Raw genomic sequence first — 26520 nt, forward strand, 5'->3', positions numbered from 1 at the left:
GTGTGCGACGTCGACGGGACGCTCCTGACCAGCGACCACCGGGTCACCGCCCGGACTCTCGAAGCCGTCGCCGCGGCCCAGGCCTTGGGAGTCGAGGTCATGCTTGCCTCCTCAAGGGCCCCCGGAGCGCTGCGCCCCGTCGTCGAGGCGCTCGACGACGGTCCTTCTGCGGTCGGCGGCGCTGTCGTGGGAGCCTCGCCGCCGTTCATCTCCTCCCAGGGCGCGCTCCTCGGGTGCTACGTCAACGGCGAACTCGAGGTACTTGGCCATCGCCCAGCGCCCCTCGATGCAGCGCACGCCATGATTGCGGCGGCCTATGCCAACCAGGTCAGCATCGGCTGGTATCGCCTGGATGACTGGCTCGTCCCGGAGTTGAATGACGCCATCGAACGTGAGGCGACCATCACCCACACGCAGCCCACCGTTATCGCATTGCGCGACCTCATCGAGCAGACCCGCCGGTCCGGCGGCCCAGACAAGCTCATGTTCATCTCCGACCTCGACGCCATCGACCGGCTCGAGGCCCTCGCCGCCGGCATGCCGGCCGGGTTGCAGGCCCAGTTCTCGAACCCGAACTACCTCGAGATCACCGCCGCTGGCGTCGACAAAGGCTCCACCCTCCGGGCTCACCTCACGACGCAGGGCCTGACCAGGAGCGAGGTGCTGTGCGTCGGAGATGGGCCCAACGACCTGGGCATGTTCGCCATCGCCGGCCTCACCGCTGCACCCGCCAACGCCCGCCCCCAGGTCCTCGCAGCCGCCGACCTCGCGGTGACAGCCAATGACGAGGACGGCATCGCACGACTGCTTGAACTCCTTATCCAGATCCACACAGCCAGCACCTTGGCCCAACGGCCCGCAGGAGACGACCATGACCGACGACACTCGCAGCATGCGCGAGCGAATGATGGCCGGCGACCTCTACCTCGCTGACGATCCGGACCTCGCAGCCGCGAATGTGGCCGCACAGGCGGCGACCTGGACCTACAACACGTCCTCGCCGAAAGAAGTTGACGCTCGGCGCAACCTCCTTAGGGGCCTACTCGGCACGATCGGAGACGGCACTGAGATAAGACCGCCGCTCGAAGTCGACTACGGATTCAACCTCCATGTTGGAGCGAACTCGTTCTTCAACTTCGGGCTCGTGGCACTGGACGTTGCCACGATCCGGATCGGTGACGACTGCCAGGTAGGTCCGAACGTGCAGCTTCTCACCGCCACTCACCCAATCGATCCCGAGCCACGGCGCGCGAAGTGGGAAGCAGCTCTACCCATCACGATTGGCGACAATGTCTGGCTTGGCGGCGGCGTCATCGTTTGCCCCGGTGTCACCATCGGCGCAAACACGGTCATAGGTGCGGGCTCCATAGTCACCAAAGATCTGCCGGCAAACGTCATCGCAGTTGGGAACCCCGCGCGCCTCGTCCGCCCGATCGATCCGCTATCCGACGACGTCGCCCCGGATGTATGAGTTGTCAGCGCTAGGCATCAACGCACGCCAGGATGCAAACCAAGCCTGGAGAGTTGAATCACACGCGCATCGCGGCTATCGGCATACGGTCCTGCGGGGCAAACACACGGCTACGTGTCTTGATCGGGAGTCGTGCAGGAATCCCGCGTCTTAGCGATCGAAACCGAAGCTACCGGCTGCCTCTCGGAGCCACTGCTCCTGCGAGACGATCGGACGATCCAGGCGAGCCTCTCGGCTCATGCGCGCCTCGAACGCCTCGAGGTGGCGGGTCATTGTCTTGGTCGCTCGCGCTGCATCGCCTGCCACGATGGCGCGGGCGATCGCGAGGTGCGCCTCGTTCGCCTCGTCAACGTCATGCGCGTCTATCGACTCACCCTTGAGGTGCTCGCGGAGCAGATCGTTAGGCACCACCACAAGAGCGCGCAGCAGTTCGTTTCCGGAAAGAACAGCCACGCGCTCGTGAAAGCGAACCTCGTTCACGAAGCCGGGCCCCGGCCCGTGCTCAGCCAACTTGAGAAGATCCGCTCGATCGGACTCGGAAGCGTTGGACGCTGCGAGACCGGCCGCAGGAGGCTCGACCATCAGGCGGTAGGTCGTCAGATCGCGCAGCGGCGCCTTCGACAGCGTGAGCACGGGAGCAAGGGTGTGGCTCAAACTGGAGAGATCTGGCTGCGCCACGAACATCCCGCCCCGCGAGCCCCGCTTGATCATGATCAGGCCTTGACCTTCGAGAATGCGGATGGCCTCACGAACGGTCGCACGCCCTAATCCGCTCTGCGCGATCAACTCCGGCTCGCTGGGCAGTTGGCTGCCGGGCTCCAGCCCTTGACCAAGAATCTGCGCACGAATCTGCTCGGCGAGCACGGCTGCGGCCTTCGGCAGGGAGGCATTTCGGACGGACACAGTGCTGCTGGGCTTTGTGAGATCCGGCACCTGTGTCACGGAGAACCTCTCTACACGCTGTTCATAGGCCGGGACGGAGCGCGGCAACAAAGGTCAATGATGCGCCACAATGTATCACTCGACTCGCTCGGCGACTCCGGCCTGCGTCGACGGGTCGGCTGTAGAGCCGACAGGTCCTTCGGTGATGCCGACACACTCTGGGCAGCGAGGCCCTCGTGCGGAGTGGAACGGGGTTTCCCAAGACTTGAACCATGTGCTCGCGTCCCGGCCGCACGCGGTGAAGAGGGTGCCCATCGTCTTGGCGTGGAGTACGGACAGTAGGCGACTCTCGTCGTCGAACCCGCCCGGGCCGCGCCTGAAGAATTGCGTCGTCGTGAACCACTCGGTCGGTCGAGGCACCTTTGAGGTCCGGCCGCTCATCGCGGCGGCATCCGGATCGCACCGTCAAGCCGAATGGTCTCGCCGTTCAGCATGGGGTTGGAGATGATGTGGGCGGCAAGCGCGGCGAACTCCGATGGCTTCCCGAGCCGGCTCGGGTGTGGGATCTGAGCTCCGAGCGAGTCTTGAGCTGCCTGCGGAAGCCCCAGCAGCATGGGAGTCTCGAAGATCCCGGGCGCGATCGAGCATACCCGGATGTGGTGTTCGGCCAGGTCGCGCGCGGCGGTCAAGGTCAGGCCGTGCACGGCGGCTTTCGACGAGGAGTAAGCGGCTTGGCCGATCTGGCCGTCGAACGCAGCGATCGATGCGGTCATGATGACGACGCCGCGATCACCGTCGACGGGCTCGTTGGACGCCATGCGCTGCGCTGCGAGCCGCAACACGTTGAACGTGCCGATGAGGTTGACGTCGATGACGGCGCGGAATCTCTCCAGGTCGAGAACTCCGGACCGCCCGAGGATACGTCCGGGCGGAGCGATGCCAGCACAGTGGACCACGGCGTAGAGGGGAGTCTCGTTGGCCACGTCCAGCGCTTTGCTGACGTCGTCCTCGGTTGTGACGTCAGCTGGTGCGAAGTGAGCTCGTTCGCCCAGGCTCGCTGCGACTTCGGAGCCAGCCGAGGTGGGGAGGTCGACCAGGACGATCTCGCCGCCTAGGGCGTGCAACGCCTCTGCCGTTGACTTGCCGAGTCCTGATGCGGCGCCGGTCACCATGACCCGCTTGCCTGCGATGTCCATCTTGTTCCTTTCGAGCGGCCGGTCTGAGCCGGAGCGGTTTGGTTGAGATCAGAATTGGTGTTGCGCGCAGAGCGCTGCCCACAGGTCGGCCTGGCCGGGTGAATGCACAAGGTCGTAGACCCTCTGGCTCCACAGCTCAGGCCCACCTGCTTCGCGCGGAAGGGTCCACAGTTGAGTCGTGAAGTAGTGAAGGGGGTGCTCGGCGGTCATGCCGATTGCTCCGTGCACTTGATGGGCCGTGCGCGCGACTCGCGTACTGCTGCGGGCGGTCTGGATCTTCGCGCTGGCAATGGCCAGCGCGACAGACTCGGTGTTCGCTCGACTGCTCCCGGCTTGGGCCAAGGCATGCGAGACCGCCGCCTCACAGGCGCAAAGCTCCGACACGATGGACGCGATCTGGTGACGAACCACTTGGTGGCTGGCCAGGGGACGACCGAATTGGTGGCGAATGGCGACGTAGGAGGTGGCCTGGTCGACCGCGCCGCGAATGGCTCCCAGCGAATGCGCGGCGACACCAAGTGCGTGCCACAAGCGCACGGCCTGGCGGTGAGCAGGACTCAGGTCTTTGACCTGGTAGTCGTCCAGGGCGATCACGCCCTCGGGAATGGCGTGGTCGCGCAGTTCAGCCAGCTTGGCGACGGGGAAGAGTGTCTCGCGCAGGGGGCTGATTAGACCGGCCTGGGCGGTGCGGATGACGATGTCTCCGGCGTCGACCAGGTCACCGCCCACTCCGCCGAGGTGTTCAGGTATGCCAACCCGATCCAGCCCTGACTCGGTGAGATGTCTCCAAGCCCGGCTGTCGAGACCGTCACCGGGGGCACAGGAGCGACCCAATATCTGGTCGAGCAGTTCGTCGAGGTCGCTCATCGGGTCGGCTCCCATCCCCGCGCGATGATGTCGCGCATGACTTCGGTCGCGCCGCCGCGCAGCGTGAAGGCTGGAGAGTGAGCCTGCGCCTCGCGGTAGAGGCGACCCAGGTCCTCGTTGTGTTCGGCTTCGTCGAGCCAGACGGCTGCCAGATCCAAGGAGTCGAGCTCCCATGCCGTGCCGAGATCCTTCACGACCGCGGCCGCGACGCCCGGTGCGGCCGCATCGCCAAGGCGAGTGTTCACGCGGGCCGTCATTGCACGCAAGACGACCAGACGCGCGATGAGCTCGCCAGCGTTGGTGCGGAGGTAGTCCGAGCTCGCCCCGGAGGCGGAGAGCCCGGCGACGAGGGGGAACGTCGAGAGGAACCGCTCCGGCCCGCTGCGTTCGAACCCGAGCTCGCCGAGGACTTGTGCCCAACCCGAGCCCGGTCGTCCCAGCACTCGGGTGTCCGGGACGAAGATGTCGTCGAAGAATACTTCGCAGAAGTGCTCACGTCCGTCCAGCATCCTGATGGGCCGCACGGTGACGCCCGGCGAGGACATGTCGATGATGACCTGAGTGAGCGCTTCCTTATGCGCCTGGCCAGGTTGACCGGTTCGCACCAGGGCCAACATGTGGTGGGCCCGGTCACCGTGGCTAGTCCAAGTCTTACTCCCGTTGACTCGCCATCCACCGTCCACCTGGATCGCACTCGTCCGGACGGACCCGAGGTCTGATCCCGAGTCCGGCTCGCTCATCCCGATGCAGAAGTAGAGCTCTCCTCGAGCCATCGAGGGAAGAAACGCCTGGCGTTGCTCCTCGGTGCCATGCCGAAGCAGGCTCGGGCCAATCTGCCGGTCGGCGAACCAGTGCGCGGCGACCGGTGCACCTGCTACGAGTAACTCCTCGATGACAGCAAGGCGCTGTGACACGGACGCGTTACGACCGCCGTACGTTACCGGCCACGTCATTCCGATGAATCCCGCTGCGCCGAGGGCCCGAGTGAAGTCTGGGCTGTGGCAGGACAGCCAGGTGTCGACCTCGGGCCGGAACAATCCGCTTTCCGAGGCCCGGGCGAGGAAAGCGCGGATGCTACGGCGCTCAGCGAGGACGTCGTCTCCTTCGGCTGGGGGAGTCTCGCTGAACAGCGAGAGCTCGGCACGGGTGCTCATCGTGCGGCCGCAATGCCGTGACGGTAGGCGTCGGTGTCGATGCTCGCCAACTGGCGGGCAAGCTCGACCTCGGTCGCCTCGCTGTGGGTGGACAGCTCGGGCACGTCTCGCGTTGTTCTCTTGATCGAGGTCAGCAGCGAGCGCGGCACGTTCGCTACACGGCGGGCCATCGACGTGGCCGTGCCAAGCAGTTCCGCGTCGTCCACGCACTGCCATGCGAGTCCGACCCGCACCGCTTCTTCAGCGTCCAGCGGAGTGCCAAACATGACGGTCGCTGCTACCACCTGGGCGTCGGTGGCGCGGTGCAACATCCAGGTGTGCCCGCCGCCTGGGTGGATAGGGATGTGGACGAAGCGCGAGTCGAACACGGCAGAGGCTCCTGCTATGCGCACATCGCAGGCGAGGGCGAGGTTCAGACCCGCCCCTACTGCGGGTCCGTTCACGGCCGCGATCGTGGGCAGCGGAAAGTCCCGTACCAGCACAAACGCGTCGTAGATGGCACGCAGGCTTCTCTCGTCGGCTTCGCGTAGGACGCCACGGTCGGCGCCTGAGCAGAAGGTGTCTCCTCGGCCCGTCACCACCAGGGCACGTACGTCCGGCTCGTCGGCGACCGATGCCAGAACCCGCTTGAGATCGCTGACCATCTCGAGGGAGATGGCGTTGCGCCGGTCTGGGTCGTTCAGTTGGACGACCGCGACGGGCCCTTCTGAGCGTCGTATGACTTTCAACTCAACTCTCCTTCGCCTCCGTGCTTGCGTTATTAGTCGAATGTGGCGCAACATTAGCCCAATGGCACGTAACGTGCATCACAAGACGGTCAAGTGAGCAGAAGGAGTCCTCATGACGGAGCGGGTCGCCCTGGTAACAGGGGCCGGTCGTGGCATCGGCCGCGCTATCGCCCTTTCCCTGGCGAAGTCCGGTTGGTCCATCGTGGTCAACGACCTCGGCGCGGCCCCAGATGGCCTCGGTGCCGACTCAGGACCAGCCGCAACTGTCGCTGCTGAGATCGAGGCCGCAGGCGGTCGCGCGATGGCAAGCACCGCCGACGTCAGCGACTGGGAGGCGACCCGCGAGATGGTGGCGGCCGCTACAGAGACCTTCGGTCGGTTGGACGGCGTCGTGAACTGCGCCGGAATCCTGCGCGACACCATCTTCCACAAGATGTCTGAGTCCGAATGGGACGCCGTCGTGCAGGTCAACCTCAAGGGTGCCTTCTGTGTGAGCCGCGCAGCCGCCGAGGTCTTTCGCGAGCAGGGTGGCGGTGCGTACGTCCACATGGCCTCCACAGCTGGCCTCATCGGCAACTTGGCGCAGGCAAACTACTCTGCGGCCAAGCTTGGCATCGTCGCCCTCTCGCGGTCGATCGCCGTGGACATGGCGCGCTACAACGTGCGCTCCAACGCGATCGCACCCTTCGCATGGAGTCGCCTGATTGGCACCCTCCCGGAGGAGACCGAGGCCGAGAAGGCGAGGGTCGCCCGCATGAAGCGGATGACCCCCGAACAGATCGCGCCCTTGGTCGAGTTCCTCCTCAGCGACTCGGCCAGCGACATCACCGGCCAGGTCTTTGTGGTACGCGGCAACGAGCTCATGCTGATGAGCCAGCCCCGTCCGGTGCGGACCATGGCACGGCTCGAGGGATGGACTGCCGACACGGTTGCGACGCACTTTGCCCCCGCGATCAGGTCGAGCCTGGTTCCGCTGGAGACCTCGCCGCAGCTCTTCTCCTACGACCCGGTCTGAGGCACGCATGACGATCAACGCAGAGAAGCTGCTTGCCTGGGAGTTCCCGGTAGTCGATCTCGCGTTCTCCCAGAAGGACGCGATGCTGTACGCCCTGGGAGTCGGACTCGGCACAGACCCCACGGACGAGCGCGAACTGCCCTTCGTCTACGAGGAGCGTCTCGCCGTGCTGCCTTCCATGGCCGTGGTCCTTGGCCACCCTGGTCCGTGGTTCCGCGACCCTGCCACCGGCATCGACTGGATCCAGGTCCTCCACGGCGAGCAGACCTTGGCCGTGCACGGACCTCTCGTCCCCGATGTTCCGCTGAGGTGCACGACGCGCGTCGTCGACGTCGAGGACAAGGGCGAGGGTCGCGGTGCATTGGTGCGCTGGGCACGTGACATTCGGGATGTCTCCACCGGCAAGCTCGTGGCCACGCTCGAGAGCACCCTATTCTGTCGTAACGACGGTGGGTTCGGGGGCGAGCAGCGACCCAGGCCCGCGGTGGAGGAGTGGCCCTCCACGCAGCCGACCGATTCGTGCCTTCGAGTCATTTCGCCTAGGGCGGCACTCCTTTACCGCCTCAATGGGGACATGAACCCCGTACATGCTGATCCGAAGGTCGCAGCGGATGCCGGCTTCGAGAGACCGATCCTCCACGGACTGTGCACCTTCGCGGTGGCAATCTGGAGCATTCTGAGCACGCTCGCAGACGACGGCGTCAAGGTCGACGACCTCTCATCGGTCGCCGTACGGTTCAAGGCGCCGGTCCTGCCTGGGCAAGCCCTGCTAACAGACATGTGGCGAGAGGGCGACAGGGTTCGGTTCCGTAGCACCACCGGGGACGGCCGCGTCGTTCTAGACATGGGCGACCTTCGCCTTCAGGGCGGATGATCGCGGTATGAGCGACCACTCCCACCCCGAGATCAGGTACGAGCTGAGCGAGGCCGGCGTTGCAGTTATCACGTTGACCCGGCCGGAAGCGCTCAACGCCCTCACCACGGAGATGGCCACGCGACGACTACCCGCGCTCTGCGCCGAGGTCACCGAGGACGACCGCGTCAAGGTCGTCGTCCTCACCGGGGAGGGCCGGGCCTTCTGCTCGGGCGCCGACGTGAACGAGCGCATCCCGATGGTGGTCAGTGGCTCCAGTGCCGCAACCAAGGAGAGATTGGTAGGTGCATTCATCCTCCCGGTCTGGCGAATCCCCAAGCCGGTCGTCGCGGCCGTCAACGGAGTAGCCGCCGGTGGCGGCATGTCGTTGGCTTGCGCTGCCGATTTCCGCATCGTGGCGCAGGAAGCAAGCTTCGTCGCCGCGTTCGTCCGTCGTGGGCTGATGCCTGACAGCGGCATCACCTTCCTGCTCCCACGGCTGGTGTCGCAGTCAGTCGCGACCCGGCTCCTGATGACCGGAGGGAGTCTCACCGCCGCCGAGGCGCAGGCTGTTGGCTTGGCCGACGAGGTCGTTCCCGCGCACGAGCTACTCGAGCGCGCGACCGACTTTGCAGAGCAGCTCGCAGCCGGTCCGGCTGTGGCGCTCAGCTTCACAAAACGTGCCCTGCAGTGCGCCAGCGGACGTGCGCTCGCCGACCAGCTTGCGTTCGAGAGCTGGGGTCAAACCGTCTGCTTCAAGACCGACGACTTCGCCGAGGGGATGGCGGCATTCCATGACAAGCGCTCCCCGGTTTTCCAAGGCCGATGAAAGGACAGCAAGTGACCTACTCCGACATCCTTTACACGGCGACCGACGGGGTCGCCACGATCACCATCAACAGACCCGAGTCCCTCAACGCGCTGCGTCGCACGACCGTGCTCGAACTGACCCAGGCCTTCCTCCGGGCCGATGACGACCCGGCAGTCGGTGTGGTCGTCCTCACCGGCGCCGGCGACCGTGCGTTCAGCGTGGGAGGCGATCAGAAGGAGCTTGTCTCTCAGCTCGACGCCACCGGCTGGCGTGTCTTCGCCCGCGAGATGAGGGACCTCTTCGCCACGATGCGAAACATCGGCGTGCCGATCATCGCGTCCGTCCGCGGCTACTGCATCGGCGGAGGGCACGAGCTCCACTGCTTCGCAGACCTCACGGTCGCGGACGAAGGCGCCCGCTTCGGGCAGGTGGGCGCAAAGGTGGGTGGCGCGCCGATCTACATCACGAGGCTCCTACCCAAGCTCGTCGGTGAGAAGAAGGCGCGCGAGATCGTCATGCTTTGCGAGCAGTACTCCGCAGAAGAAGCACTCGCCATGGGCCTGATCAACAAGGTCGCTCCGAACGGCACCCTCGACAAGGTCGTCGAGCAGATGTGTGCCGACCTGCTCGCCAAGAGTCCCACCATCCTTCGTCACATGAAGACAGCAATCGGGGCCGAGAACGTCCTGGGTGACGACGTCATCCCGATGCTCGTCGAGAGCCTCGCCTCCTTCTTCGGTTCGGCCGAGCAGCGCGAGGCGACCACCGCATTCGCCGAGAAGCGGGCACCCGACTTCAACAAGTTCCGGAGCAACGTATGACTGAGTCCACATATCCGATCGTCGGCCCACTCAACGGAGTGAAGGTCATCGCCTTCGAACACGCCTGGGCAGCGCCGTACGGCACCATGATGCTCGCCGACATGGGCGCTGATGTGGTCAAGGTCGAACCGCCAGGCTTGGGCGATCACGTCCGGGCGTGGACGCGCAACGATCTCGACGGCCTCAGCCCGCACTTCCTGGCCGTCAACCGCAACAAGCGCTCGATCGTCCTCGATCTCAAGACAGAGGATGGGCTGCGCCTGGCCAAGGAACTCATCGGCCAGGCCGACGCCGTGGTCGAGAACTTCTCGCCAGGGGTGATGAAGAAGCTCGGCCTGGACTACGACCGACTTTCCGTCGACCACCCCGAGCTCGTGTACTGCTCAGTGAGCGGCTTCGGCGAGACCGGCACGTACAGCCACCGCCGCGCCTACGACTTGCTGATCCAGGCCGAGGGCGGCCTGCTCTCCGTCACGGGAACAGACGAGAAGTCGCTCGCCAAGGTTGGGACCGCTGTCGTCGACATCATGGCCGCCATGGTGGCTGCATTCTCGACAGCGTCGGCCGTCCGCGGCGCTGAGCAGACGGGGCAGGGTCGCTACATCGACGTCTCGATGCTGGACGTCGCCGCATCGGTGATGAGCTTCAACGTCTTCAGCTACGGCATTTCAGGCCTTATGCCCACTCCGATCGGCACCGCTCACCCGCTGCTGGCGCCTTACGAGGTCTACGACACTGCTACCCGCCCCGTTGCGATCGCGATCCTGACCGAAGCGCACTGGGCGACGTTCAACGAGGTGACCGGCCGGCAGGACCTCACAAACCAGGCGGAGTTCGCTACCGCTCCTATGCGTGTGGCTAATCGCGAGCTGCTCAACCACCAGCTACGCCCGGTCCTCAAGCAGTGGGACGCCAACGAGCTGGTCGAGGCACTGGCTGCGGCAGGACTGGCCTGCGCAAACGTCAATGATGTCGACGCCGTCATGAACCACCCGCAACTACACGAACGCGGCTTTTACACGCAATGGAACGTCAAGGGTCACAACCTGACCGCGCCCGGCGCTCCTTGGCGGATGATGGGCGATTCGCCCCAGCCCGCCGAAGACCGACTCCCCGCCACCACCCCGGGCGAGCATTCGGCATCTGTCCTCCGCGACTGGATAGGAGCCGGTGCCGCTGACATCGACGCCCTCCACTCCAGCGGCGCGCTGGGCTGACCTGACGCTGTACCGCGAGACGGCCCGAGCGGCGACTGCCGTCGCCATCGACCGATCCCGCTGCGAAACCCGGCTGGGAACCGACACGGTCCCGTCGTATCCGAACCGAGAGGAAACTCATCAATCATGCCCATCCTCACCGCTGCCGACCTCACTCAGGACCTCGAAGGCACGTACTACAGCCCCAAGATGCAATGGTGGTGCGCTCACGCCGACCTCGTGGACGACGACGGAAATGACACGTCGCTCTACTTCTGGCCTGCACTGGGCTCGCTCGACGAGGCCTGGATCTGCTCGCTCCACACCAAGGACGAGATGATCGACCTGACGACGCTGTACCAGCCCCTCGGGACGTTCAAGACGTCGCGCTCCGGCGTCGACGTCCAGTTCGGGAACCAGTACATCCGCGGTACCTACCCCAATTACGAGATCTACGTCGAGGGGGAGAAGGACGGGGAGCATGTTTCGCTGCTGGTGAAGATGACCGCGGAGACCCCGGCGTTCGAAGCCCTACCCAACCTGCGCGGCATCACTTGGCACTACGTTCCGCGCTTCGCCGTCGAGGGCGCCCTGACTCGCGGCGGCGAGTCCAAGCAGGTCAAGGGTGCCGGCTACCTCGAGCGCCGCCGCGGCCGGTTCTGGACGCCTGGTATCGAACGCGGCCTGTGGGAGAGCATCCCGGGTGCGGGTGCTTCTCCGTTTAGCATCCCTTTGTTCTACAAGGTCTGGAAGAACGACGGCACGATCCAGCTGCAGACCCTCACATTCACAGTCGACGGCAAGACCATGGTCGACTTCGAGGACGTCGAGGTGGACATCCTTGAGACCGCGAAGCTGCCCGGCTTCGAGGACATTGACCACCCGATGCGCTACCGACTCACGGCAAACGGAGATGGTGGCAGCGCCGAGATCGAGGTCGTCCGCAATCCGAACCGTCTCGGCCTTCGCGACTACTTCGATGACCCCGACCCGCGCGCCAAGTGGACCGGCATCTATGGAGCCGGTCACGCGGAGGGCGTCGTGACGTACCAGGGCACCGAACACCGCGTCTCTGCTCCCACCTACGGCAGCGCGCTCTTCTTCTCCGAGAAGTGAGCGGCACGGTCCGGCCGCCGAGTCCCGCCCGGCGGCCGGGCCGGCCACCCTGTCGAGACATGGCCACGAGCCAGACCGTCCCCGAACACCAGTACCAACGAGGAGCAAAGATCCCGTGCCCCGCCTCCGCATCGCAGCAACCGGCGACTCGATCGTGACGCGACGCCTCTCTGGACTCCGCCACGACGGATTCGCCGACCTGGTCGACCTCGTGCGTAGTGCCGACGTCGCATACACGAACGTCGAGTTCGTCTTCCCCGGCCGGGGGAGACATCCGTCCACCACCTTCCACGGCACCCACCTAGGTGTGTCCCCGGATCTGCTGAACGAGTTCCAGTGGCTGGGGTTCGATGTCTTCGGCATGGCCAACAACCACGCAACCGACTACGGCACCGACGGTCTCCTGTCCTCGATGGAGGAGCTCGAGAGGCGACAGATGCCCTACGCCGGTGTGGGGCGCACCCTGCGGGAGGCGCGACTGCCGGTCTATGTCGAGACAGCACAGGGACGGGTGGCGCTCATCAGCGCCGGTTCCAGCAACGCTCGACTCTCGGTAGCGGCCGATCCGGGGATCAACGACGCCGGCCGACCGGGGATGGCGCCGGTGCGAGTGAGGAAGACGCACTACGTCGCAGAGGAGAAGTTCGACGACTTCCGCTCCACTCTTTCCGAGAGTGGAGTAAACGTGGCAGCTGCCGGCACCACTGCCCCGGGCATCTTCTTTCCCTATCCGGACATGAACGTGTACGACGGCCCTCCTCCCGGCGGGTTCGCTGTCGAGGGTGTCTTCTTCGCGCCCTCGGACCGGCCCAGGGTGGAGACGACCGCACTGGAGCGAGACGTCGAGGCGCTCGCTGCCGTCGTCCGAGAGGCTCGCACCCAAGCCGACGTGGTCCTAGTGGCATTGCACTGCCACGAGGGGATCCAAGGTCGATGGAACAACGAGATCCCGGCAGAGTTCCTTCAGCCGCTCGCTCATACTTTGATCGAGGCAGGCGCCGACGCGATCCTAGGCACCGGACCGCACATGCTACGTGGCATTGAGATCCATAAGGGACGCCCGATCCTCTACTCCTTGGGCAACTTCATCTTCTCGCTAGAGACGATCGACTCCTTCCCCGTCGAGGTCTACGAACAGCAGTCGATGGACCTGAGCTCGACCAGCGCGGACCTGTACGACAAGGTCACCGGGTACAAGGATGAACCGCGGTTCTGGGAGACGGTGCTCGCACAGCTCGTCTTCGAGGACGGTGAATGCACCGAGGTCGAGCTGGTGCCCGTGGTTCTTGGCCGGGAACTGCCCCGGTCGCGACGCGGAGACCCTGCCCTCGCCGACGCTGAACACGGGCGGCGGATCCTGGAGCGATTGCAAGGCCTTTCCGACCCGTTCGAAACCAAGCTCCAGATCGAGGAGAGGGACGGTCGTGTCGTCGGCCGGATCACCACGAGCTGATACGTGGACCGCCCCGTCGAGCGAGTTCGCCTGGCTCGCCGAGATGGCTGGCGAGCTGGCGGTCGATCCCCCTCGCGTACAGCGGCGCGCCCACGGCAACCTCTCCGTCCTGCATTGGGGCGACGCACGGCCGCGAGTGGCGCTGTTCCACGGACGCGGCCAGAACGCGCACACGTTCGACTCCGTGCTCCTGAGGCTCGGCGAGCCCGCAATATCCGTCGACCTCCCCGGCCATGGCCACTCCCAATGGCGCCCCGATCACGACTACTCGCCTGATGGAAACGCTGTAGCGCTTGCGGACCTCCTCGATGCACACCGGGACGTCGAAGTGTGCGTCGGCATGTCACTCGGCGGACTTACGCTGATCCGGCTCGCCGCAACGCGGCCTGAGCTGGTGCCCCGGTGCGTCCTCATTGACATCACCCCACGTGATGAACGGGCGCGGGAGGTGCCGCAACGATCCAGCGAGATCGCCCTAATGCGCAACCAGGACACGTTCGAGTCCTTTGAGCACCTGTGCGCCTGGGCTTTCAACGTTCTGGGCACCGCCGACGCCCCCGCGCTGCGTCGCGGCCTCTGGCACAACTCCCGGCCCGTCGAAGGTGGCGGGAGGACCTGGCGATCGGATCGTTCACCCGCGGCGCGTAACGCGACCAGCAGTGGCGAGCTCTGGCGCGACGCGACAGCTCTCCCAGCGGGGACGCGATTGCTGGCTGCGTCCGGTGCCGGTGTGGTCACGCCACTCGATGCTGCACGGCTGGTCGCGGTTAACCCGGGCATCGAAGTGAGATGGATCGACACGGAGACCCACTCGATCCACAGTGCCGAGCCTGATGTGGTCGCTGACGAGATCCGTTCCCAGCTGGCCCAGGGCTCACCAGAGGCGAAGTTTTTGATTTCCGATCGGTTGAAATCGGCAAACAATCGCTCGTAGTGGTTGACGTGACGTGCGTTACATGTTTGCATGTGGCGAATAAGGCGCCTAATGAACCACATGCGAGGTAGTTCGACGTGAAGCAGGGAGTGCAACTCATGGACGAGACCCAGAGCGGCGAGTTCGCGCCGACGTCGGTCCCGAGAACCGAGGTGCTGCTTCAGGTGGACCACCTGGAGGTCTCGTTCGAGCAGCCTGCGGGACGCCCCGCGGTGCGCGGAGTCAAGGACGTGTCGTTCTCGATCGCGGCCGGAGAGACACTCGGTCTGGTGGGCGAGTCGGGATGCGGCAAGACCATGTCGGCGCTAGCGGTTATGGGGCTACTGCCCGCCGGAGCGGCTGTGACCGGCGGAGCCATTATGTGGCGCGGAACCGCTGTGGACGCACGGCAGATCCGTCGGCTTCGCGGGCGTTCTATCGCCATGATCCCGCAGGACGCCATGACGGCCCTCAACCCTCTGCTCTCCGTGCAACGTCAGCTCACGGAGGTCATGAAGATCCACCATGGCATGGGCCGGGCGGCGGCGCGGGCTCGAGCGATCGAGCTCCTTGAGCTAGTCCGGATCGACGAGCCGCGCCGAGTCGCCGTCCAGCACCCGTGGCAGCTCTCGGGCGGAATGGCCCAGCGCGTCGTCATTGCCATGGCGCTGGCTGCAGAGCCAGACCTCTTGGTAGCCGATGAACCGACCACGGCGCTCGATGTCACGGTCCAGTCAGAGATCCTTGCCCTGCTTCAAATGCTGCAGGCCGATCTCGGACTCTCGCTGATCATGATCACGCATGACCTCGGTGTGGTCGCTCACCTGGCACACCGCACCGCGGTGATGTACGCAGGACGCATCGTCGAGACGGGTCCTACCAAGCGTCTCTTCCACGAGCCGGCGCACCCATACACCCGCGGTCTCATCGCATCGACACCCCACCCGTTTCGAGTTGAGGCCACCAAAGGTATCCCCGGTCAAGCGCCGCTCGCCCTTCTCGACGACCCCGCGTGCAGCTTCCGCAGCCGTTGCGAAAAGCGCACCGAAGTGTGCGAGACGCGTCCCGAATTGAAGTCCTACCGACACATCGACCACGAGGCGGCGTGCCACCATGCAGGTTGAGCAGATGTCCAGCGCCACACCGTCTGTCGCGCCCGCGAAGGACGTCCTACTCAGCGTCGACGGCCTGGGCGTCGAGTTCCGCACGAGCCACCGATCTGGCTCGTCCCGCATGCTCCGCGCGGTCGACTCGGCCACCTTCGATGTTCACCACGCACAGACTGTCGCCCTCGTTGGTGAATCTGGCTCCGGCAAGACCACGCTTGGGCTCGCCGTGATGCGCCACTACATCGCCAGACAGGGGACGATCCGCTTCCAGGGCGACGACATAGCCAAGTTTAAGGGTGATCGCCTCAAGGCGTACCGCCGTCAGGTCCAGATGATCAACCAGGACCCGTACGCCTCACTAAGCCCGCGGATGCGTATTCGTGACATCGTCGGTGAGCCACTCGACGCTCACCGCATTCACCAATCGAAGGACGCGCGCGACGACGCCATCGAACTGCTGGCGGTGCAGTGTGGCCTGCCCACCGGCCTGCTGGGACGCTTCCCCGATGCACTGAGCGGCGGTCAGAGACAGCGAGTCGCGATCGCGCGGGCCCTGGCGCTCAAGCCTCAACTGGTGGTGGCTGACGAGCCGACTAGCGCCCTGGACGTGTCGGTGCAGGCGCAAGTCCTCGACCTCCTCCGCAATCTCAAGGACGACCTGGGCGTGTCGTACCTCTTCGTGTCTCACAACCTGGCCGTGGTACGCCAGGTTGCCGACGAGGTGATCGTGCTTCTGTCCGGTCGCGTGATGGAACGCGGACGCACCGAGGACCTCTACGCGCACCCCATACATCCGTACACGCGCTCACTGCTCGACGCGATTCCAGTGCCGGAGCCCGATGCTCCGTTCACTTTCTCGGTCGGTACTGCCAGGACGTCTCGTCGCGACCTCGACAAAGCGTGCCCATTCAGCGATCGCTGCCCGCTGGCAACTGAAATTTGCCGCACGCAACAACCTCCTCTGGAGCAGAAGGAGCCGGGACGTTGGGCTGCGTGCTGGCACTCGGACTCGGGTGATACCCCACCTGCTGCACTCATTTCGAAAGGAACCAATGACCATGAACTCACCTGACAAGAGGCTGCGCCGCCGAGGCGCGGGCCGGCGCGGCACGCATCACGCGGTCCTCGCTGCCTCGTGCGCCGTCGCCCTCTTGATGGCCGGAACTGCCTGTTCGACCGGGGGCGAGGAGACCGGAGGGAGCGGCAGCGGCGGCGGCGGTGACAACACGCTGGTCATTGGTAGCGCCATCGAGCCCGGCAGCCTGCACATCCTGCGTGACGGCGATGACGGCAACGAGCTCATCAACTGGAGCATCACCCAGCCTCTTGTGGAGCGGACATCCGACGGCTTCGAGCCGGTCCTGGCCGTAGAGCTGCCTGTGCAGGACGAGACGGACCCGAAGCGCTGGCACGTGAAGCTCCGCGAAGGCGTCACCTTCACCAACGGCGAGGCCTTCAACGCAGACTCCGTTAAGGAGAACGTCGACCTCGTGGCTGATCCTGACTTCGCCTCGACCATCAACGGTGTCGAGGTCTTTGCGACCGCCGAGGTGATCGACGAGTACTCGGTCGACCTCATCACCAAGGAGCCCGACCCCTACCTGCTCTACCGGCTCTCGACCCTTCGGTTCATCCCGCCCAAGGCCTCTGCCGACGCCGACGCGTATGCCGAGAAGCCGATCGGTACCGGGCCATACGAGTTTGTTAAGTGGGACAAGGGTCAGCGCATCGTCTTGAAGAAGAATGAGGACTACTGGGGAGGAGATGACGCCCAGCTCGACGAAGTCGAGTTCCGTTTCATTCCTGAAGCCGGAGCGCGGCTCGCAGCCCTCGATGCTGGCGAGATCGACATGGCGACGTCGATCACCCCCGAGGACGCCACCCGCGTACCGCAGGTCATTGAATCCGACGGTTACGCCAAGACCTCTCTCATCCGGATTAACCTCGACATGCCGCCTTATGACGACCCGTCGTTCCGGCTGGCGCTCGCGCACGCCATCAACCTGGACTCGATCAACGAGAACCTCATGAACGGCCAGTTCGTCCCTGCCCAGTGCCAGGTCGTCCCGCCGGGCGAGTTCGGCTCCGACGACTCGCTGGAGACCTACGCGTACGACCCGGACGAGGCGAAGAGGCTCCTCTCGGAGGTGGACCTCCCGGCCGACTTCTCGGTCAAGATGGTCTCGACGACCGGAATCCAACTCAAGGATCGCGAGATCGGGCAGGCGATCGCGGCCGACTGGGAAGCGATCGGGCTCGATGTCGATGTCGACTTCCTGGCTTCGGACCCATGGCTCGACGACGTGCTGGCCGGCGGCCCCAAGACGTCGGCGAAGGGCCCCGGCCCCCTCACCTACATCGACTTCGACCACCACAGCAACTACGCCCAGCGCTACACCAGCCGAGTCCTCGATCGAACCAACCCGCTCGCCACCATCGGCAGCGCATATCCCGAGATCGACTCCACGCTGAAGACGGCGCTCACGTCAGAGGACGAGGCCGAGGCCGAGGGAGCCTTCCAAGAGCTCAACCAACTGTCGTGCGACGACGCACTTGTGCTCCCCCTTCTTTACATGCCGGACCAGTGGGGTGCCGCCACCGCGGTCGAGTACACGCCGGGGCCTGGTCTCGTGAACCGGATTCACCTCGAGGATGTTCGTGTCAACTCGTAACGAGACCATCTTGAATGCGGAGTCGGGGCCGACGCAGTCGGCCCCGACTCCGGGGGCACGCCGCTCGGCGGCGGCGGCCCGCGCCTCCGGGTGGGTTGACCTGTCGACTGTCCGCTGGGCCCTTGGTCGGATCGTCTTCGGATTCGCCGCGGTGATCATCGTGATGTCGGCGGTCTTCTTCGTGACCCGCTCGACGTCGGACCCGGCGCGGAAGATGCTGCCACTCGGTTCGTCACAAGAGCAGATCGACGCTCTGAACGCACGGCTCGGGCTCGACGACCCGTTGTGGATGCAGTACGAGCACTTCCTCTCCGACATGTTCCACCTGGACTTCGGGCGGTCGATCTGGGAGGGGCGTCCCGCGCTCGAGGTCGTCGTCGACCGTCTCCCGGTGACCTTCACGCTGGTCGGCTTGGCGTTGCTCATCAGCATCGTCGTCTTCGTGCCCCTCGGCGTGATCGCAAGCCTGCGGCCCGGCAGTCTCACCGACAGGCTCGTGACCGCGCTGTCGCTCGCCGGGCTGTCCGCCCCGCAGTTCTGGCTCGGCGCGATGCTCGTGCTGGTGTTCGCAGTCGAGCTGGACTGGTTTCCGACCTCTGGATCAGGGTCGATGATCTACGCCGTCCTTCCCGCCGTCACGCTCGCGTTCACGATGGGTGGGCGCCTCGCGCAGGTCACCCGGACATCCTTCCTCGACCAGGCTGGTTCGCCATACGTCACGATGGCGCGAGCCAAGGGGCTGTCCACGTTTTACATCCTGCGCAGGCACGTGCTTCGCAACGCGCTCCTCCCGATCCTGACGATCGCCTCGTGGGACACAGCGCGTGCCATCACCGGTCACGCCGTGGTCGTCGAGGTTGTGTTCGCGTGGCCTGGCTTCGGACGGCTGGTCATCGAGTCTGTACAGCGTCAAGACTTCCCCGTCATCCAAGCCTGTGTGTTCATCGGAGCCGTTCTGATCGTCGTGATCAACGTCGTCACGGACGTGCTCAACCGCATTATCGAGCCGCGAATGGAGTCGCGATGACCGATCAAGCAAACGCGCCTGCGCCTACGCGTCCGGCCTCGTGGCGCCGCATCATGGAGCGTGTGTGGCACGACAAGGTAGTGCTGCTGGCGATGCTCTACGTCGCTCTCATGGTGTGTGCGGCTGTCGCCTCGCTGTTCCTGCCCCTCGACAGCGCGCGGACTCCCGCCATCGAGCAGAGGCTTGTGGCTCCCTCCCTCGAGCACCCGCTCGGCACTGACGGGCTAGGCCGCGACGTGCTTGCCCGCACGCTCGTGGGTTCGCGCATCTCCTTGCTCGTGGGCGTGTCAGTGGTGCTGTTCGCCGGCGTGTTCGGAACAGCCATGGGGGTCCTCGCCGGCTACTTCGGCGGCTTCTGGGACACCGTCGTGATGCGCGTCGTCGACATCCAGTTGGCATTCCCCAACCTCCTGCTCATGGTTGCGGTCATCTACTTCTTCGGCGCGAACGTGGGGGTCCTCATCGCGGCGCTGTCGGTGGTCAGCTGGATGGTGTTCGCGCGCGTCGTACGCACGACTGTCATGTCCGTCAGGTCAAGCTTGTACGTCCGCGCGGCACATTTCGCTGGCTGCTCGCGTCTGAGCATCGTTCGACGTCACTTGCTACCGGCTGTTGCGCCGATCCTCCTGACCCAGGCCATGCTCGAGTTCGCGGCGATCATCCTGGCCGAGTCGTCGCTGTCCTTCCTTGGGCTCGGAGTACAGCCTCCCGACGCGTCGTGGGGCCTCATGATCGCGGAAAACAGGCCATACCTCGAGGTTGCCTGGTGGACGGTGTTCTTCCCCGGTCTCGCGATCGTCATGACCGTGCTGGCCGCCAACCTGATCGGTAGCGCTTTCCGCGTCTGGCTCGACCCCCGCCAGGACGACGGCCCGCGCGCTCGTGCAGACGCCGCCGCCCAGAACGAAGCGCCCTACTGAGGGCTGAACGCACGCTGACACCTCGACGCCATGAAGGACAACCCATGCGGACCGCGCCCAACAGCCCAGCCGTCCCATCGCGCAGCGATGTGGTCGTGTCCGAGGTCAGACTTCCCGTGGGCACGCACGATGGCGAGACGCACGTAGCGGCGACCGTCTATGCGCCAGCTGATCTGGCGGGACCGGCAACGGTCGTTTGCGCTTTTCCCGGTGGCGGCTACGGGCGCCGCTACTACGAGATCGACCACGTCGACGTTCACGGCCCGGGTCAGGCGTCGTGGCACGCTGCTCGAGGGATCGTGTTCGTCGCCTTCGACCCGTACGGCGACGGGGACGGGACGCACCTGCCCGAGGAGTCCCGCGGGCTCCGGGAAACCTGCGCCGCGATGCACCAAGCGACTACGTCGATCAAGTCAATGCTCGAGGGCGGAACCTTATGGCCGCAGTCGGCGCCGGTCACGGTCGATCGGCTCGTGGGCGTCGGTCACTCGTTAGGTGGCATGCAGCTGGTGGCCCAGCAGGCCTGGCACTCGACCTTTGACGCGGTCGCGGTGCTCGGCTGGAGTTGTGTGCAGACAGTGGTGCCTACAGCCGACGGCAAGGACTTCCTCTCGCCTCACCATGACCCGAGCGCGGCTGCTCTCGATGCGGCGTGGGCGGGGCCGCTCGTGGATGAGCGATCGCACCTGCGATTTGCCTACTACTGGGATGACGTCTCGCCGGGGTTGGTCGAGGAGGAGATGGGGGTCGGTTTTCCGGTCCGGACCGCCGATCCCCTCCCCGCGTGGATCACGCCCCGGTTTCCACCATTTGCGGCGGTATGCCTAGAGCCAGGGATTGTCGGGGAGGAAGCGGCGAGCATCACCGTGCCCGTCTTCATCAGCGCTGGTGAACGAGACGTCCTGAAAGACCTCGGGCAGGAGGTGCCCGCCTACAGCGCCTCCCGCGACATCACGATGTTCAAAGTGCCGCGCTGCGCTCACATGCACAATCTTTCTCCCCAACGGGAGTTGCTGTGGGACCGCCTGCACCGCTGGGTGGTCTCGCTCTAGCCCGAGAAAGGTCTCGGCCCGACACGATCTGCCTATATAGGCGCCTCATTCGCCTATACTGTCCCCGTCATCTTTTCAGGAGGAAATATGAGCCGCAAGGTCATCGTCGCGGGTGTCGGAATGATCCCGTTCAGCAAGCCCGGGCAGAGTCCGACATACGTTGACATGGGCGCTGAGGCACTCCGCGCGGCGCTCTCGGATGCTGGTGTGGACTACTCCGCTGTCCAGATCGCATACGCGGGCTACGTCTACGGTGACTCGACGTCGGGTCAGTCCGCCATCTACGAGGTGGGGCAGAGTGGAATCCCGATCTTCAACGTCAACAACAACTGCTCATCGGGGTCCTCGGCTCTCTATCTTGCCCGCATGGCGATCGAGACAGGTCAGGCCGACGTGGCGCTTGCCCTCGGTTTCGAGCAGATGCAGGCGGGCGCACTGAAGTCTTTCTGGGACGATCGGCCCGTCACCCGGTCTAGATACAGGCACGTGTTGGAAGACCTGACGGTGGATGTCGCTGACCTTCCCCAGGCGATCAGGACATTCGGTGGCGCGGGCCGCGAGCACATGGAGAAGTACGGGACTAGCCTCGAGGCCTTCGCGGCGATCCGAGCCAAAGCAAGCCGGCACGCGTCGAACAACCCGTTCGCGGTGTTCCGCAAGGTGGTCACGACCGAGGATGTCCTCAATGACAAGGTGCTCTGGCCTGGAGTGATGACGCGTCTGATGGCGTGTCCGCCGACGTGCGGGGCCGCCGCGGCGATCCTGGTCTCGGAGGAGTACGCCGCCCGACACGGTCTACGCACCGACGTACGCATCGTCGAGCAGGTTCTGACTACCGACGAAGCGATCTCCTTCGACCCGCCTTCGATGATCAGCTACGCCGGTGCCCACATGACCGCGGCGGCAGCCAGCGCACTCTACGAAGCGTCCGGCTACGGACCGGAGGACATCAAGGTGGCCGAGTTGCACGACTGCTTTGCCCACAACGAGCTGATCTCCTACGAAGGGCTCGGGTTCTGTCCGGAGGGGGGAGGCGAGAAGTTCGTCATGGATGGTGACAACACCTATGGCGGCCAGGTCGTCACCAACCCCTCGGGCGGCCTGTTGTCCAAGGGCCACCCGCTCGGTGCCACGGGACTGGCTCAGTGCTTCGAGTTGACTCAGCAGCTGCGCGGGACGGCTGGCGCTCGGCAGGTGGACGACGTCGACCTCGCCTTGCAGCACAACATCGGCCTCGGCGGCGCTTGTGTCGTGACGCTGTATGGACGCAACTGATAGGTGGTCACGCGTCGCGATGGCGACTGACGGAACTGCTTGGAGCTCGGGTTCCGGACCACTTGATCAAGGGATGAGCCCCGGCGCTGCGAGTGAGGAGGGAAGCGGCATGACGGTGCCTTCCTGACGGCTGGGGCCGGGCCCGCCTCCCTTGTTGTCAAGGCAGAGAAGCAGTCCTGTGACGACCCACACGCCGCCGAGCGCGGCGGCGGTAAGGACGAGGGCGTGCCCCTCGCCGCCGAGCAGGACGAACAAGGTGATGCCCAGCGCGCTTCCCGCGGACGAGCCGACGCAGCGCAGGACCTGGCTGAAGGCGAGCATGTTCGCCGTGCCCTCCTGTGGAACGTGCGGGATAATCAGGAGCGGGACGCAGGCAAGCGTGAATCCGCCTCCGATGCCGCCAATCGCCATGCAAACGGCAATCGCGAGCAGATCGCTGTGCCACATGGCTAGTCCGAACGCTTGTAGCGCGAAGACGCCGCAACCCACCGGCAGGACCCAGTGCATACCGATGCGCCTGCCCGTAGCCAACGCGACTCGGCTCCCGATGACACTCGTGATGGAGTACGGGAGCTGGAGGAATCCGGCCAGCGCGATCGATTCACCCAGTCCCCAATCCGGGTCCTGGGTGACCAAGGTCGCCAGCGAGACCATTGCGAAGACGCCCAACGCGGCAAGGAAGGCCACGGCGTGAGGCTCAAGTAGGCCCCGCTGCCATGCGAGGCGTAGGTCCACAAGATTGCCGCGTCCGGACCATGACCGCCATGTCCACGTGGCTATGGCGACGACCCCAGTGCCGAGAAGGCCGAGCGTTGGCCATGATGACCATCCCCACCTGGGCGCGCTAGTGAATCCAACGAGGCACGTAGCGACTCCGGTGCCCATCAGGGTGACCCCGAGGAGGTCGAGCGCTCCGTTCCGACGACGGCGAGAGCCAGGGAACCACGTGATGGTTACGAGCAGCAGAAGGCCGTTGACGACGCTCGCCACGAGAAAAGTGCTTCTGAGACCCCAACCGGCCGCCATCAGGGAGGCAGCGGGATGCGCGATGCCAGCTCCAGCCACCGTGGCGACAGAGAGCACGGAGATGAGCGATTCTTGTCGCCGTCCCTCAAAGTGCTCTCGCGCCGCGGCAATCGCGAGCGGGGTAAGCGCGAGCCCGAAGCCTTGGAGGCAACGACCCGCTAGAAATGGTCCGAACTCGTGACTGAACGTCGTCAGCACACTACCTATGGTGATGACGAAGAGGCCTGCCAGAACGGCAGGCTTCCGGGCGCGACCTCCTCCGAATGCACCGAAGATGGGCATGGCCACAGCTCCTACCAGCAGCGGGCCCGTCAGGTTCCACTGAGCACCGGCGTAGGAGACGTCGAACTCCCGCGCGACCGCAGGAACCAATGGGGCGCCGAGGCTGGCAACCATTGCTGTGGAGCCGGCAACAAGGATGAGGGCAGTTTTTGCGGCGAAGCCTGAAGGCGTCTCATCGCGTTCAGACGCCGAGCTTCGCCCCGCTCGAACCCGCCGTCTTAGTTTCACGTCAGGCCATTGATGACGGAACCAGTCGCCCCGGCATCAGTCGGTGCTCGCCTCCAAGTCGACAAGAGAATCAAAGGCATCGGCACGGTACAAATGTGGCATATTATGCGCCTAATGGCAACATAGAGCGTCGAGGCCGAATGTCTGTGTGGACGATCGGAGTAGACGCCTAGGGGTTCAGATCGGGTTCGGCGCAGGCGCCTATTCCTTGATCTCGCAGATCACGGCGCCGTTGGTGACGGTGGCGCCGACCTCGGCCTGGAGGCTGGTGACCGAGCCGGCCTTGTGGGCCTTGAGGGGCTGCTCCATCTTCATGGCCTCCATGACGACGATGACGTCGCCCTCGGCGACCTCCTGGCCGTCGGTCACGGCGACCTTGACGATGGTGCCCTGCATGGGCGAGGTGACCGCGTCGCCGGACGCGGCGCCGCCGGCCTTCTTGGCGGACCGCTTGGCCTTCCCCTTGCCGGCGGTGCCGCCGCCGGCACCGCCGAGGGACAGCCCGCCGAGCCCGGCGGGGAGGACGACCTCGAGGCGGCGTCCGCCGACCTCGACGGTGACCTTCTGCCGCTCGCCCGGCCCCCATCCAGACTCAGGCGCCTCAGCCGAGTCGCCGGCGTAGGGCTCGATCTGGTTGTCGAACTCGGTCTCGATCCACTGGGTGTAGACGGTGAACTCGCCAGTCCCATCAGGGCTGTCGGACGGCGTGGAGGTCGAGCTTCCGATGAAGGCGGGGTCACGGACGACGGCGCGGTGGAACGGGATGACGGTGGGCATGCCGTCGACGACGAACTCGTCGAGGGCACGACGTGAGCGCTCGAGGGCCTGGGTGCGGTCACGGCCGGTGACGATGAGCTTGGCGATGAGGGAGTCGAAGGAGCCGGGGATGGTCTCGCCCTGGTCGTAGCCGCCGTCGAGGCGTACGCCGGGCCCGGCGGGGGCGTGCCAGCGGGTCAGGGTGCCGGGGGCGGGCATGAAGTTGCGGCCGCCGTCCTCGGCGTTGATGCGGTACTCGATGGAGTGGCCGCGGATCTCCGGGTCGCCGTAGCCGAGCTCCTCGCCGGCGGCGATGCGGAACATCTCGCGGACCAGGTCGATCCCGGTGACCTCCTCGGAGACGCAGTGCTCGACCTGGAGGCGGGTGTTGACCTCGAGGAAGGAGATGGTGCCGTCCTGGGCGACGAGGAACTCACACGTGCCGGCGCCGTAGTAGCCGGCCTCGGTGAGGATCCGCTTGGAGGACTCGTAGAGCTCGCTGACCTGCTCGTCGGAGAGGAACGGCGCCGGGGCCTCCTCGACCAGCTTCTGGTTGCGGCGCTGCAGCGAGCAGTCGCGGGTGGAGACGACCACGACATTGCCGTGCTGGTCGGCCAGGCACTGGGTCTCGACGTGGCGGGGCTTGTCGAGGAACTTCTCGACCAGGCACTCGCCGCGACCGAACGCCGAGATGGCCTCGCGCACCGCGGACTCGTAGGCATCCGGGATCTCCGCGAGGGTGCGGGCGACCTTCAGGCCGCGCCCGCCCCCGCCGAAGACCGCCTTGATCGCGACCGGCAGGCCGTTGGCCTCGGCGAACGCGACGACCTCGTCAGCGTCCTTGACCGGGTCCTTCGTGCCCGGCGCCAGCGGGGCGTTGGCGCGGTCGGCGATGTGCTTGGCCCTGGCCTTGTCGCCCAGCGCCTCGATGGCGGCCGGCGGCGGGCCGATCCAGATCAGCCCGGCGTCGATGACCGCCTGTGCGAACTCGGCGTTCTCGGCGAGGAAGCCGTAGCCGGGGTGCACGGAGTCGGCACCGGACTCGGCGGCGACCTTCAGGATCTTGGCGATGTCGAGGTAGGACTCGGCGGGCGTCGCGCCGCCCAGGGAGTAGGCCTCGTCGGCGAGGCGGACGAAGAGGGCGTCGCGGTCCGGGTCGGCGTAGACCGCGACCGAGCCGATGCCGGCGTCCTTGCAGGCGCGGATCACGCGGACGGCGATCTCGCCCCGGTTGGCGATGAGGACCTTCTTCAACATGGTGCTCCTGTGTCGGCTCATGAGTTGCTCAATCCGTTCTCAGTGCGCGTGGGCGGTTGCCCGCCACGAGCAGGGCCGCAACAGGTCTGAACGGCGCAGCCGGTTGGGAACCGGCCACTCCGAGGAGGGCGCTTGACTCGGAGTGGCCGGTGTCTGGAGGGCGGAGAAGACCGCGACCAGGGCCGCGACCTCCTCCGGAGTGGCGTCCGGGTTCACGACCCGCAGGATCGGCGTCCGGTCGTCGTGGTCGGCGGTCACAGGGGGATGTTCCCGTGCTTCTTGGGCGGCAGGCTGGCGCGCTTGGAGCGCAGCAGCCGCAGCGAGCGGATGACCTCGATGCGGGTCTCGTGGGGGGTGATGACGGCGTCGACGTAGCCCCGCTCGGCGGCGATGTAGGGGTTGGCCAGCGTGGTCTCGTACTCGTCGATCAGCTCGGCCCG

General features: G+C 65.6%; 26 protein-coding genes. 17 read left to right on the forward strand and 9 right to left on the reverse strand.

Annotation, left to right across the window (positions count from 1 at the left end):
- Complete coding sequence (locus tag J3P44_RS04950; RefSeq protein ID WP_255889165.1) at positions 1-933, forward strand: HAD family hydrolase; 933 nt, start codon at positions 1-3, stop codon at positions 931-933.
- Complete coding sequence (locus J3P44_RS04955; protein WP_255889116.1) at positions 872-1471, forward strand: sugar O-acetyltransferase; 600 nt, start codon at positions 872-874, stop codon at positions 1469-1471. Before J3P44_RS04950 ends, J3P44_RS04955 begins: the two co-directional genes overlap by 62 nt.
- 150 nt (positions 1472-1621) lie before the next feature.
- On the opposite strand, the gene J3P44_RS04960 is transcribed toward J3P44_RS04955, so the two are convergent.
- From J3P44_RS04960 to J3P44_RS04980, 5 genes are all read right to left on the reverse strand, one after another.
- The gene (locus J3P44_RS04960; RefSeq protein WP_255889117.1) at positions 1622-2413 is read right to left on the reverse strand and encodes a FadR/GntR family transcriptional regulator; all 792 of its coding nucleotides are present in this window, start codon (positions 2411-2413) and stop codon (positions 1622-1624) included.
- A gap of 377 nt (positions 2414-2790) precedes the next feature.
- Entirely contained in the window at positions 2791-3549 is a 759-nt protein-coding gene (locus J3P44_RS04965; protein WP_255889118.1) for an SDR family NAD(P)-dependent oxidoreductase, read from the reverse strand.
- A gap of 48 nt (positions 3550-3597) precedes the next feature.
- A complete protein-coding gene (locus J3P44_RS04970) occupies positions 3598-4416 on the reverse strand; it encodes an acyl-CoA dehydrogenase family protein (RefSeq protein ID WP_255889119.1) in 819 nt (272 codons plus the stop codon).
- Positions 4413-5570 (reverse strand): acyl-CoA dehydrogenase family protein, encoded by a 1158-nt coding sequence (locus J3P44_RS04975; RefSeq protein ID WP_255889120.1) that lies wholly within the window; start codon positions 5568-5570, stop codon positions 4413-4415. Before J3P44_RS04975 ends, J3P44_RS04970 begins: the two co-directional genes overlap by 4 nt.
- Positions 5567-6298 carry an enoyl-CoA hydratase-related protein gene (locus J3P44_RS04980; RefSeq protein WP_255889121.1) on the reverse strand — a complete coding sequence of 244 codons (732 nt, stop codon included), beginning with the start codon at positions 6296-6298 and terminating at the stop codon, positions 5567-5569. Before J3P44_RS04980 ends, J3P44_RS04975 begins: the two co-directional genes overlap by 4 nt.
- A gap of 112 nt (positions 6299-6410) precedes the next feature.
- Here J3P44_RS04980 and J3P44_RS04985 point away from each other — a divergent pair, with 112 nt between their 5' ends.
- From J3P44_RS04985 to J3P44_RS05055, 15 genes are all read left to right on the forward strand, one after another.
- The gene (locus J3P44_RS04985; protein WP_255889122.1) at positions 6411-7313 is read left to right on the forward strand and encodes an SDR family oxidoreductase; all 903 of its coding nucleotides are present in this window, start codon (positions 6411-6413) and stop codon (positions 7311-7313) included.
- A 7-nt stretch (positions 7314-7320) separates the two neighbouring features.
- Positions 7321-8187, forward strand: a complete 867-nt coding sequence (locus J3P44_RS04990) for a MaoC/PaaZ C-terminal domain-containing protein (RefSeq protein WP_255889123.1) — start codon at positions 7321-7323, stop codon at positions 8185-8187.
- 7 nt (positions 8188-8194) lie between these two features.
- The gene (locus J3P44_RS04995; protein WP_255889124.1) at positions 8195-8995 is read left to right on the forward strand and encodes an enoyl-CoA hydratase/isomerase family protein; all 801 of its coding nucleotides are present in this window, start codon (positions 8195-8197) and stop codon (positions 8993-8995) included.
- A gap of 11 nt (positions 8996-9006) precedes the next feature.
- The gene (locus J3P44_RS05000; RefSeq protein WP_255889125.1) at positions 9007-9798 is read left to right on the forward strand and encodes an enoyl-CoA hydratase-related protein; all 792 of its coding nucleotides are present in this window, start codon (positions 9007-9009) and stop codon (positions 9796-9798) included.
- 38 nt (positions 9799-9836) lie between these two features.
- Entirely contained in the window at positions 9837-11015 is a 1179-nt protein-coding gene (locus tag J3P44_RS05005) for a CaiB/BaiF CoA transferase family protein (RefSeq protein WP_255889126.1), read from the forward strand.
- Between the two features lie 126 nt (positions 11016-11141).
- Complete coding sequence (locus J3P44_RS05010) at positions 11142-12110, forward strand: hypothetical protein (RefSeq protein ID WP_255889127.1); 969 nt, start codon at positions 11142-11144, stop codon at positions 12108-12110.
- A gap of 115 nt (positions 12111-12225) precedes the next feature.
- Positions 12226-13563 carry a CapA family protein gene (locus J3P44_RS05015; RefSeq protein WP_255889128.1) on the forward strand — a complete coding sequence of 446 codons (1338 nt, stop codon included), beginning with the start codon at positions 12226-12228 and terminating at the stop codon, positions 13561-13563.
- Between the two features lie 43 nt (positions 13564-13606).
- Positions 13607-14497 (forward strand): alpha/beta fold hydrolase, encoded by an 891-nt coding sequence (locus tag J3P44_RS05020; protein WP_255889129.1) that lies wholly within the window; start codon positions 13607-13609, stop codon positions 14495-14497.
- A gap of 98 nt (positions 14498-14595) precedes the next feature.
- Positions 14596-15600 (forward strand): ABC transporter ATP-binding protein, encoded by a 1005-nt coding sequence (locus J3P44_RS05025; RefSeq protein WP_255889130.1) that lies wholly within the window; start codon positions 14596-14598, stop codon positions 15598-15600.
- A gap of 4 nt (positions 15601-15604) precedes the next feature.
- A complete protein-coding gene (locus tag J3P44_RS05030; RefSeq protein WP_255889131.1) occupies positions 15605-16657 on the forward strand; it encodes an oligopeptide/dipeptide ABC transporter ATP-binding protein in 1053 nt (350 codons plus the stop codon).
- Between the two features lie 82 nt (positions 16658-16739).
- Entirely contained in the window at positions 16740-18257 is a 1518-nt protein-coding gene (locus J3P44_RS05035) for an ABC transporter substrate-binding protein (protein ID WP_255889132.1), read from the forward strand.
- The gene (locus J3P44_RS05040) at positions 18244-19284 is read left to right on the forward strand and encodes an ABC transporter permease (RefSeq protein ID WP_255889133.1); all 1041 of its coding nucleotides are present in this window, start codon (positions 18244-18246) and stop codon (positions 19282-19284) included. Before J3P44_RS05035 ends, J3P44_RS05040 begins: the two co-directional genes overlap by 14 nt.
- Before the next feature lie 236 nt (positions 19285-19520).
- Positions 19521-20204: an ABC transporter permease gene (locus J3P44_RS05045; protein WP_255889134.1), complete on the forward strand. Its 684-nt coding sequence runs from the start codon at positions 19521-19523 to the stop codon at positions 20202-20204.
- A gap of 44 nt (positions 20205-20248) precedes the next feature.
- Complete coding sequence (locus J3P44_RS05050) at positions 20249-21256, forward strand: alpha/beta hydrolase family protein (protein WP_255889135.1); 1008 nt, start codon at positions 20249-20251, stop codon at positions 21254-21256.
- Between the two features lie 87 nt (positions 21257-21343).
- Positions 21344-22531: a lipid-transfer protein gene (locus tag J3P44_RS05055; RefSeq protein WP_255889136.1), complete on the forward strand. Its 1188-nt coding sequence runs from the start codon at positions 21344-21346 to the stop codon at positions 22529-22531.
- A 66-nt stretch (positions 22532-22597) separates the two neighbouring features.
- On the opposite strand, the gene J3P44_RS05060 is transcribed toward J3P44_RS05055, so the two are convergent.
- The 4 genes from J3P44_RS05060 to J3P44_RS05075 all read right to left on the reverse strand — a co-directional run.
- A complete protein-coding gene (locus J3P44_RS05060) occupies positions 22598-24067 on the reverse strand; it encodes an MFS transporter (RefSeq protein ID WP_255889137.1) in 1470 nt (489 codons plus the stop codon).
- A gap of 201 nt (positions 24068-24268) precedes the next feature.
- Complete coding sequence (locus J3P44_RS05065) at positions 24269-26080, reverse strand: acetyl/propionyl/methylcrotonyl-CoA carboxylase subunit alpha (RefSeq protein ID WP_255889138.1); 1812 nt, start codon at positions 26078-26080, stop codon at positions 24269-24271.
- A gap of 39 nt (positions 26081-26119) precedes the next feature.
- Positions 26120-26338, reverse strand: a complete 219-nt coding sequence (locus tag J3P44_RS05070; RefSeq protein ID WP_255889139.1) for an acyl-CoA carboxylase subunit epsilon — start codon at positions 26336-26338, stop codon at positions 26120-26122.
- On the reverse strand, positions 26335-26520 hold a 186-nt coding region (locus J3P44_RS05075; RefSeq protein WP_305121888.1), incomplete at its 5' end, for a carboxyl transferase domain-containing protein. The genes J3P44_RS05070 and J3P44_RS05075, both read right to left, overlap by 4 nt.

The organism is Nocardioides astragali (assembly GCF_024436375.1).
Classification (GTDB): Bacteria; Actinomycetota; Actinomycetes; order Propionibacteriales; family Nocardioidaceae; genus Nocardioides; species Nocardioides astragali.

Excerpts from the sequence above, each read along its gene's own strand:
- J3P44_RS04970 (WP_255889119.1), bottom strand. The coding sequence starts at position 4,416 with ATGAGCGACCTCGACGAACTGCTCGACCAGATATTGGGTCGCTCCTGT.
- J3P44_RS05010 (WP_255889127.1), top strand. The coding sequence starts at position 11,142 with ATGCCCATCCTCACCGCTGCCGACCTCACTCAGGACCTCGAAGGCACG.
- J3P44_RS05035 (WP_255889132.1), top strand. The coding sequence starts at position 16,740 with ATGGCCGGAACTGCCTGTTCGACCGGGGGCGAGGAGACCGGAGGGAGC.
- J3P44_RS04995 (WP_255889124.1), top strand. The coding sequence starts at position 8,195 with ATGAGCGACCACTCCCACCCCGAGATCAGGTACGAGCTGAGCGAGGCC.
- J3P44_RS05020 (WP_255889129.1), top strand. The coding sequence starts at position 13,607 with ATGGCTGGCGAGCTGGCGGTCGATCCCCCTCGCGTACAGCGGCGCGCC.
- J3P44_RS04990 (WP_255889123.1), top strand. The coding sequence starts at position 7,321 with ATGACGATCAACGCAGAGAAGCTGCTTGCCTGGGAGTTCCCGGTAGTC.
- J3P44_RS05065 (WP_255889138.1), bottom strand. The coding sequence starts at position 26,080 with ATGTTGAAGAAGGTCCTCATCGCCAACCGGGGCGAGATCGCCGTCCGC.
- J3P44_RS04975 (WP_255889120.1), bottom strand. The coding sequence starts at position 5,570 with ATGAGCACCCGTGCCGAGCTCTCGCTGTTCAGCGAGACTCCCCCAGCC.
- J3P44_RS04955 (WP_255889116.1), top strand. The coding sequence starts at position 872 with ATGACCGACGACACTCGCAGCATGCGCGAGCGAATGATGGCCGGCGAC.
- J3P44_RS05055 (WP_255889136.1), top strand. The coding sequence starts at position 21,344 with ATGAGCCGCAAGGTCATCGTCGCGGGTGTCGGAATGATCCCGTTCAGC.
- J3P44_RS04965 (WP_255889118.1), bottom strand. The coding sequence starts at position 3,549 with ATGGACATCGCAGGCAAGCGGGTCATGGTGACCGGCGCCGCATCAGGA.
- J3P44_RS04985 (WP_255889122.1), top strand. The coding sequence starts at position 6,411 with ATGACGGAGCGGGTCGCCCTGGTAACAGGGGCCGGTCGTGGCATCGGC.
- J3P44_RS05025 (WP_255889130.1), top strand. The coding sequence starts at position 14,596 with ATGGACGAGACCCAGAGCGGCGAGTTCGCGCCGACGTCGGTCCCGAGA.
- J3P44_RS05050 (WP_255889135.1), top strand. The coding sequence starts at position 20,249 with ATGCGGACCGCGCCCAACAGCCCAGCCGTCCCATCGCGCAGCGATGTG.
- J3P44_RS05030 (WP_255889131.1), top strand. The coding sequence starts at position 15,605 with ATGTCCAGCGCCACACCGTCTGTCGCGCCCGCGAAGGACGTCCTACTC.